Source organism: Okeania sp., from assembly GCF_983059655.1.
Genome location: NZ_CEZPJD010000496.1, coordinates 1 through 5,924 on the forward strand (window position 1 = coordinate 1; position 5,924 = coordinate 5,924).

Genomic DNA, 5,924 nt, shown 5'->3' on the forward strand with positions numbered 1-5,924 from the left:
CGGAAATTTTTCAATCCTAAAACCCTTTTATATCAAGTCTCATTAAATTAGCGATAATAAAAATGTGTTCCCCGATCAATTTATCAAAATAATTGGGTCGCGCCACCCCACCTTTTAAGACGAAATGTTTTTGGAGGGGGGATCAAATCCCCGTTGCAAAAACAACTTCTGACTTCTGACTTCGTTAACCTCTCTATTGGCGGAATGTGGGCTGTTCCCTAGGCGTTTGCACAAGCATTCTGTAGGAAAACGCTATATAAATAACAAATCATAGAATAAAAATATAGACAAAGTTAATTATGAGTAAAATCTTGGTAGTGGATGACCAACATTCTCATCGGCAAATGATTATCAACCTCTTAAAAAAAAGTGGCCTCAAGGTGAAATCTGCTAATAGTGGACTAGAAGCATTAGAGCAAATAGAAATACATAAACCTGACTTAATAATTTTGGACATTGTAATGCCAGATATTAACGGTTATGAAGTTTGTCGTCGTCTCAGATCGAGTCCCTCGACAAAAGATTTACCAATAATTTTTTGTTCTATTAAAGGAGAAGATTTCGACCATTATTGGGGTATTAGACAAGGTGCAAATGCTTACATTGCCAAGCCATTTCAACCAGGAGAATTGATCGGCACGGTTAAACGACTGTTACGATAATTCTGCTAAATAGGGCTTGCTGATTAAATCTCAAAGCATTTACTGATATAAGTTTTAGCCTTTTTAGGTCTAAAAAAGTGCGCAAGTTTTCAGTCTAAAATACTCAAAAAGGAGCGCATTTTGGGAGGATTATGGCAGAACAATCAAGGTACTATTCTTCTGACTATTTCTTCTATAATTCCTATTCCTCCTGACTTCACCGATTCTGAATTCTGGCTCCTACCCTTACAAAAAAAACTTTATTCAGCAAACCCTAAATAATGATTCAGAAGATAGTTGATTTATCCAGGGTTTTTTAACCCCTGGATTCTGAGTGGATGTGATTATTGTTAAGCTTCCCCGGTATGAAGACGCGGGGATTTCTGAAGAGTCCATAAAAGAACTTTACTTAGGCGCACTTAATACGCCTCTACTGATTCCAGCTAAGTCAAACTTAGCCATTATCGCTACTTTACGAATAATATTTGCAGCACCATTACAGTCTGCATTTATTTTGATTCCTGTTCCCGTCTTGAACAAACCCCTATTGGTCCTAATACCACTGCTTTTCCACCCTTCGGGTTAGCTACCGTCCATCTCGTCTGGGTTCCCAAGCGTAGAAAACCCGTATTAAAGGGGGATATCAAATTAAGGTTGTCCGAGATATTGGATTCCGTGGCTAGTGATAAAGAATGGATTATTAAAGCCAAATAAATAGCATCAGACCATGTGCATTTGCTTGTGGAGTATGACGAAAAAACACCTATTTGTGATGTGATCAAGGCATTTAAAGGGAGAAGTTCTAGGATGCTAAGAGATCAATTCCCTGAATTAAAAAAACTCCCGTCTCTGTGGACTAGGAGTTATTTTTACGACACGTCTGGTAAAGTGAGTACGAGTAAAGTAATGGCTTATATAAATGACCCACATCATGAAAGGCATTAATATTGAATGCAGATAAATCTGCTCGTGTCGCTTTTCCACCCCGGTTTAAAAACGCGGGGCTACCAAGCTCCCGGAACCTTTACGTGTAGGCTAAAGTCACACAATACACTGCTTACGATATTTTTTCGTTCCTCAAATCACCAACGCCCAAAAAACCTATCTTCTTCACTATTCTCCCTACTCCCTCATTGATACATATTCAACCGAATTTGCTGGTTGGTTATTCATCCTCTTCATCCTCTTCATCTTCTTCATCCTCTTCATCTTCTTCATCCTCTTCATCTTCTTCATCTTCTTCTTCATCCTCGGGGTTTGGATCTTCTAGACTATCCTTATCTTTGCGATCGCCACGATGAGGAATTTCAATTCCTTCTTCTTCAAAAGCATCTACAATCATTTTACGCAAGCACAATTCTATATCTTCATTTGTTCCTGGTTTAACTTGTGTTGTCGTCTGAATTACTAACTGATATCTATCAAACTTTTCAACCCCGTCTACCTCAGTCGCCTCTAAAACATCCTCATTTTCCTGCTTTAATTTTTGCCCCACTGCTTCTATAACTTTGTAAACCTGTTCGAGATTAGCACTATAAGCAACACCGACGCTTACTGCAGCTTCACTATATCTGGAATAGTTAACAATACTACCAATTTCGCCGTTGCGAATAATATAGTCTTTATCCTCAAAACTAATACGGGTAGTTTTAAGTTCGATGGCTGTCACATAACCTTTTATGTCATCAATTTCTACAAAATCACCTACTAAGTAGTAGCCTTCAAATAAATTAAACAACCCAGCTACTACATCTTCAACAATACTCTGTGCCCCCATGCTCACACCAAGACCTAAAATACCAGCACTTGCGAGTACAGGAGTAGAGTCAATGCCAAGGACATTGAGAATAGCAATAATTGCACCAACGTAGGTGAGATATTTGAGGGTACTCTCGAACAATGGTAAGAGGGTTTCTCGTCTCTTTCTATCAATTTCATCTAATTCTTTGTCGTCACCAAGCAGAAATTTTCTGGCCAACAGCTTGCCTATCTCTTCAATCACACGGCTAGTGTAAAATATGCCGACTATCTGAATCACTTTAGGTCCAATAGTTGCTAGATAGGCAATAAATTCAACTTGCTGAAACACCAGACTTGCCATAGACAAGTAGATTACATACTCAAGACATCGTTTCGATAAGGGGATGAGATGGCGGAGACTATCGTATAAACGCAGCAGCTTGTTAGGGCTGGAGTATTTTTCGCTGAGGGCATCTAGTGTATCGATAATTATGATGTTGGCTTTGACTAGAAGTATACCTACTGCAATAATGATATATATTCTCAGAGCAATATACATATATTGCGGAATTACTTCTGGTAGTTGGATAAATTGAGTACATAAGGTTAGACTCAACAGCCAAATAATGTTAATTAGGTTAAGACTGAGAAAGTTAAAGAAAGATTCTATACTTTCATCATTAGCTGTGATATGTTCAAATCTTTTGGTGCGATCGCACAGGTTATCTATTAAGCGTTGGAGGTAAGGTTGGGTAATAGCTACGAAGAGTAATAAGAATAAACTTCTGCCTACTCCCATACCTAGATTTTCCCAGAATTCTTTGGGAATACCATTAATAAATGATTTTGTGTATTCTAGTAGATTTTCCCCTTGAGATATTAACCAACTATTAAATCCTAATATCAGGATTCCGAGTAATCCACCACTTATGATTAATACAGTCTGGATATTCTTTTGGGTATTTTGAATTGTAATTCTAATTTTCTTACTTGAAACAGCTTTGGTTAGTTGTTTTAAAATTTCTCCAGCTAACCAATTAATGATGCTGAAAATTACTAGTAGCAAACCAATTTCTGCTACTATAACCAAAAAATTTTGTACTGCCAACATTTTGCACAATTCCTAGTTTTTTAGTTGTTTTTCTAAAGGCAAAAAAAATTTACTCTAATGTACCTACAAGGAATAATTTTTCTCAATTATTTTATTCAAGTAAATTATACCAATAATTCGTCCATTACAACTATTAATAAAAAAGGTATAACTTTTATAATTATTGTAGTTGGAATATTTTATCTTTTCTTTTGCGGGTTGAATACCCCACAGTCAATGGGGATGTTTAAAATTGTTTAAGGTTTGAATACCCGCGCAATTTTCCCTTCTGCCTTCTGCCTTCTTCAATTTGACTCTTGTTCCCTTTCTAATCTACTACTAACTGCCCTATAGTTAATACGGTAGACATCTAATCTTTCTACTGCTTCAGCAGCAACAAAAGTATCTTGAGGTATTTCTTGCAGTAAATCTATAGCTTTTTGCCATTGAGCTTGAGCTTCTTGCCATACCTCCGGTGGATGAGGCGGGTTTTGCACAATTACACTTGCTTCTGTGCCTAACTTTTTAGCAGTAACTAACTTAGAGGTTGCTGTTTTTTCTACAATCAGTTGTTCTCGGAGATTATTATAATCTTGGCGGTAAATTTGAAGCTGTTTATTAGCCTCTTTTTCAACAGTAGTACCATCAGGAATTTCTTCTAATAATTTAATTGCTTCGAGTAACTTTGCTTCTGCTTCTTCCCAAGTTGCTAAAGGAAGTGGTGGATATTTAACCATATTCTTACCTTGAATATTTAGTTTTTTAGCTTCTTTTAAATCTTTTTCTGCTTGTTGTTGTTCTAAAAGAGCTTGTTCTTCAGGAGAAACAATTACTATTTTTTGACTAGCTTGTAGAGCATAGACAACGATGCCTACTTCTATCATTAGAATAGATAATAGTAGGATAATCAGACGTTTCTGTGAAAATTTTTTGTCTTCAGAAAGCTGTTCATCCTGTTGTTGTTCTTCTATTTGTTGTAGTAACTCTTCAGAATCTAAACTTTCTTCAAGTTCACTTAAAAGTTGATTTGGTTCCATAACTAAATTCAATAATTAATAATTAATAATTAATAATTAATAATTACCTCTTCTTTTCAAGGAGAGGATTGACGCGGCAGGGAAAATTTTTTCTCTCGGTAAAAAACATTTACTTCATTATGTTGTACCACATTAATTGTCTAATCTGTTAGATTTGGGGAAGAGGGGACAAAAAATATATCTGAAGTATATAGCAGTAAGCATTCAGCTATTAGCTGTCAGCTGTCAGCTATCAGCAACAAGATTCTCTACTTATGGGACAGTTGTTAAATTAACAACTCACTTTAAGAGCAAGGGAAGCAAATTTTGTAGTAAGACAATGAATAAAGCTTTTTTCCTAAAATTAAAAGCAATAGCTGATAGCTGACGGCTGAATGCTTACATATAGCAATCCTATTTTATTTGTGTATAAAAATCTTACTGTTTTTAGGGAACAGGTAAGAGTTTCAGTTTTTTATCTACTTTTTGATTTGTCACAACCAATTTAGAATTGCTATACATATACAAGTAATTTTACCTACCTACTTATTAACTCGAAGCACTTGTATAGTAGCGCAAAGCCAGTCGCCAAAATTTCATAGAAGTAAATAACAATCCACTTGCCAACACAAAAGAACCTACTATCCAAGTTCCTCCTACTCTACCTAAGATTGCTTCAGTTGGAACTGTTGTTAAAAATGCAACTGGTACTAGAAAAGTAAAGAAGAAACGATAAGCATTGGGATAAGCGGCCATTGGGTATCTTCCAGCTTCTAATAAGCCTTTGAGGACTTCTGTCACATTATAAATTTTGACGAACCAAATACTTGTTGAACCCAAAATAAACCACATACTATAAAAGGTAATTATCCCACAGATAAGGGGCACTAAACTTAGCAAATAATTATCTATTCCTAAGCCTAATTTACTACCAGCATATCCTAATAATAGAATACCAAAAATCACATCTGGTATTCCCCAAGGAGAAACTGTACGAGTAGAAAGCCAAAATTGACTACTGATGGGTTTTAGTAGTATAAAATCTAGTGTGCCCTCTTGTACTTGTGTGACAATACGATTTAGATTTGGAATTAAAAAAATAGCAGATATACCCTGTAAAATAGTAAAAATTGCTAAGACAATTAAAGCTTCTTCCCAATTCCAATTCTCAAATTTGTAGCCTGTTCTATAAAATAGAAATAATCCAAATAAGCTACCTAATAAATTCCCTAGACTGCTAATTGCTGCTATCACAAAATTGAAGCGGTATTCTAATTCAGCAGCAATCGCTGCTCCCCAAAATAATTTTAGTATTTGTAGATATCGTTCCATTTTTATTTAGTTTCACTAGAAAATTTTCGTCTTTAAAATTATATAGCAAAGGGCTATCAACAGTATTCAAATAATTGGACAAAGTTAAACACAATTAGACAAATA

At 35.6% G+C, this 5,924-nt stretch carries 4 protein-coding genes and 1 pseudogene; 2 read left to right on the forward strand and 3 right to left on the reverse strand.

The annotated features are described in order from the left end of the window. Positions 1-299: 299 nt before the first annotated feature. Both AC3DU7_RS22645 and tnpA read left to right on the forward strand, forming a co-directional pair. Positions 300-662 (forward strand): response regulator, encoded by a 363-nt coding sequence (locus tag AC3DU7_RS22645; RefSeq protein WP_488041557.1) that lies wholly within the window; start codon positions 300-302, stop codon positions 660-662. Between the two features lie 525 nt (positions 663-1,187). Then, positions 1,188-1,586, forward strand: a pseudogene (gene tnpA / locus AC3DU7_RS22650) (IS200/IS605 family transposase). A 220-nt stretch (positions 1,587-1,806) separates the two neighbouring features. On the opposite strand, the gene AC3DU7_RS22655 reads toward tnpA, so the two are convergent. The 3 genes from AC3DU7_RS22655 to AC3DU7_RS22665 all read right to left on the reverse strand — a co-directional run bounded on the left by AC3DU7_RS22655 (position 1,807) and on the right by AC3DU7_RS22665 (position 5,819). After that, positions 1,807-3,492 carry a mechanosensitive ion channel family protein gene (locus tag AC3DU7_RS22655; protein WP_488041558.1) on the reverse strand — a complete coding sequence of 562 codons (1,686 nt, stop codon included), beginning with the start codon at positions 3,490-3,492 and terminating at the stop codon, positions 1,807-1,809. 284 nt (positions 3,493-3,776) lie between these two features. Continuing rightward, positions 3,777-4,508: a hypothetical protein gene (locus tag AC3DU7_RS22660; protein WP_488041559.1), complete on the reverse strand. Its 732-nt coding sequence runs from the start codon at positions 4,506-4,508 to the stop codon at positions 3,777-3,779. Positions 4,509-5,036: 528 nt separating this feature from the next. Continuing rightward, positions 5,037-5,819 carry an ABC transporter permease gene (locus AC3DU7_RS22665; protein WP_488041560.1) on the reverse strand — a complete coding sequence of 261 codons (783 nt, stop codon included), beginning with the start codon at positions 5,817-5,819 and terminating at the stop codon, positions 5,037-5,039. Positions 5,820-5,924 lie beyond the last annotated feature (105 nt).